Below are 2,823 nucleotides of genomic sequence, written 5' to 3' on the forward strand. Positions count from 1 at the left end.
TTTGGCCCCAAAATCGTGGATTTTGGTCCGCAAGCTCTCCCCTTTTTCTTGGGGAGAGGGGCATCGGATTCATTCGTGATTCCGCATACCGCCAACGGTGGGCTTCACTGGTCGCCCCCGTGCCAGTGAGACCAGCCGTTGAACAGACCAGACTTTCCCCCCCTCCTCCTCCCCNCNAACGGTGGCCTTCACTGGTCGCCTCAATGCCAGTGAGAGGCACCGTTGGGACAGAACCGACGCATTCCCAACGGCCCATCCCCCAACAGTCGGTCTCACTGGTCGCCTCAGTGCCAGCGAGACCAACCGTTGAACGAACCGGCGTTGAAAACACTCGGTCTCCCCGCCAACGGTGCCTCTCACTGGTCGCCCCCGTGCCAGCGAGAGGCACCGTTGGGACAGAACCGACGCATTCCCAACGGCCCATCCCCCAACAGTCGGTCTCACTGGTCACCCCCGTGCCAGCGAGAGGCACCGTTGAGCTCAGAAGATTCCGAATGAAGAAAAATCTGCCCGTAAGCCGTACCACTGTTCCAGAATCGAAAACAGCGGTACGACTTACGGGCATTTTCGAGGGTCTAGAGCCCAAAAATCGTGGATTGTTGTCCGCAAGGGGGTGGTGCTGTTTTGTTGGACTGCGTTGTCGTTGGTTTTCATTATGCCATGAGTCCGAGCTCGCGTCGCCGCGCGGCGATGCTGGTGCCGAACTCGGTCTTGATGCGTTCGTCGCGGTACCACGTCATGTACTCGTCGAGCCTGCGGATGAACTCCCGCAGGGAGACGCCCGCGAAGGAGCGCTTGTGGAAGAACTCCTGCTTGAGGCGTCCGAAGAAGCCCTCGGCCGCCGCGTTGTCGGGGCTGCAGCCCTTCGCGCTCATCGAACGCACCAGCCCGTTCTCCTCGCAGATCGAGATCCACCCGTCCCACCGGTAGTGGCATCCCCGGTCCGAGTGGATCACGGGTCCCTCGCCCGGTTTGAGCGCGGCGCACGCCTTGCGCAGCATGCCGTTGGACAGGGCCGAGTTCGGGCTCGTCCCGATCGTCCATGCCACGGGCATGCCGTCGTAGCAGTCGATGACCGGCGACAGGTAGACCTTGCCCGCGGGGATGGAGAACTCGGTGATGTCCGTGACCCACAGCCTGTTGGGCGCGTCCGCGTGGAAGTCGCGGTTGACGATGTTCGCGGGCGCGTCGGACAGCTCGCCCTTGTACGAGGAGTAGCGGCGCGAGCTCTTGAACGGGGGCACCAGCCCGTTGCCGGTCATCAGGCGCATGACCCGCCTGGCCGACACGACCGTGCCCCTGAGGCGCAGCGCCGCCCACACGCGCCGGTACCCGTAGCGCCGGCCGCTGGCCTCGAACACGTCGCGTATCTCGTCCAGCAGGGGCCCGTCCCTGTCGGGCAGCTCCCTGACGCGCCTGTGGTAGTAGTACGTGCTGCGCGCGACGCCCACGCGCGCCAGCAGGGAGCCGACGGGCTCGCCGGTGCGTTCGGCGACCCGGTCCGCGAGGAGGGACCTTTCCCGGTTCGACAGGTTGTCAGGGTCTGCGCCCGGCTCTTTTCCCAACAGCTCGATCGTGCCCCGGCGGATCTCGAGGTCGATCTCGAGGTCCCTGAGCTCCCGGCAGCGTTCCCGCGCCTTGCCGCGCAGGGACTCCGCCTCGTCGCGCAGGGACTCCGTCTCGCCCCGCAGCTCGTCCGCCTCCCGGCGCAGGGCGTCGGCCTGCTCGCGCAGGGACGCGATGACCCGGAGCAGCTCCTCCACGTCCGCCGCCGAGACCGCCTCCCCGGCCCTGGCGGCCGGCTTGCCGGAGGCCTTTCCCGCCGCCTTCCCGGCAGGCTTTCCCGCCGCCTTGGCGGCGGTCTTCCCCGCGGCCTTGGCGGCAGGCTTTCCCGCCGCCTTCCCGGCAGGCTTTCCCGCGGCCTTGGCCGCGGGCCCTCCGGCCCCTCCCGTCCGCGCGGCGTCGGCCGCGCCGGCGCGCACGGCGCGCCCCGTCACGTCATCCATGGTCGGCTCCTCCAGTCCGCCGGGGTCCCGGCCCTCCAATCCTCTCACGGACCCCGCCGCCGGCGCCACCGGCACGCCGCCCGCCGCGGGAACCCGCCGCGACGGATCGGCCCGGTCCACCCACTTGCGCAGCGTCCCGGGAGACGGATACCCCAGGCACCGGCACGTGCGCTGCACGCACCGGCCATGCGTCAGGAAATGCTCCACCGCCGCGCGCCTGAGCCCCTCGGGATACCCGCCCGCCGGCGCCGGCACCCTCGCGGGCGCGACCCTGCCCGGCACGCCCCCGTACCTCTCCGACGCGTACCGGCGGTACCACGCGCGCACCGAATGCCGGCTCGCCGGATACCCCAGCTCCCGCACCACGGCCGTCGCGCTCCGGTCCAGCCGCTCATACAACTCACACGCCCTGAGCCTCTGCTCCCGCGTATAACTAGCCATGACGCCCTCCAGTCAAAAGTCCAAGAAAACGTCACCACCTCGCAAGCCATCACATTGTTATTGGGGAGGAACTCAGTCTGTGCTGAGCTTAGAGGATCTCGGCGCCGAAGGGGGCCCAGGCGAGCTTGGCCAGCTTGAAGGCCTGCCTGCCGAAGGGAATCCCGATAATCGTGACGCAGTTGAATATGCCGGCGAGGACGTAGCTCAGCGCGAACATCCATCCGAAAGTGATGGCCCGCAGGAAGTTGCCGAGCGCCGACCCCACGCCGCCGCCCTACACCACTTCGCGGCCGAACGGCGCAAGCGTGAGCTCCGCCGCCTTGAAGCACTTGCGTCCGAGCGGGATGCCGACAATCGTGAGGCACAGCACTCCTCC

Annotated in this window: 1 protein-coding gene and 1 pseudogene; both read right to left on the reverse strand. The window is 67.8% G+C overall.

The features are described 5' to 3' along the window. Positions 1–653: 653 nt before the first annotated feature. On the reverse strand, positions 654–2,447 hold the full coding sequence (locus PSRA_RS08995; protein ID WP_094661552.1) for an IS3 family transposase: 1,794 nt from the start codon (positions 2,445–2,447) through the stop codon (positions 654–656). 88 nt (positions 2,448–2,535) lie between these two features. Then, a pseudogene (locus PSRA_RS09000) lies at positions 2,536–2,823 on the reverse strand (YccF domain-containing protein); the annotation flags it as partial.

This window comes from Pseudoscardovia radai, from assembly GCF_002259605.1.
Classification (GTDB): Bacteria; Actinomycetota; Actinomycetes; order Actinomycetales; family Bifidobacteriaceae; genus Pseudoscardovia; species Pseudoscardovia radai.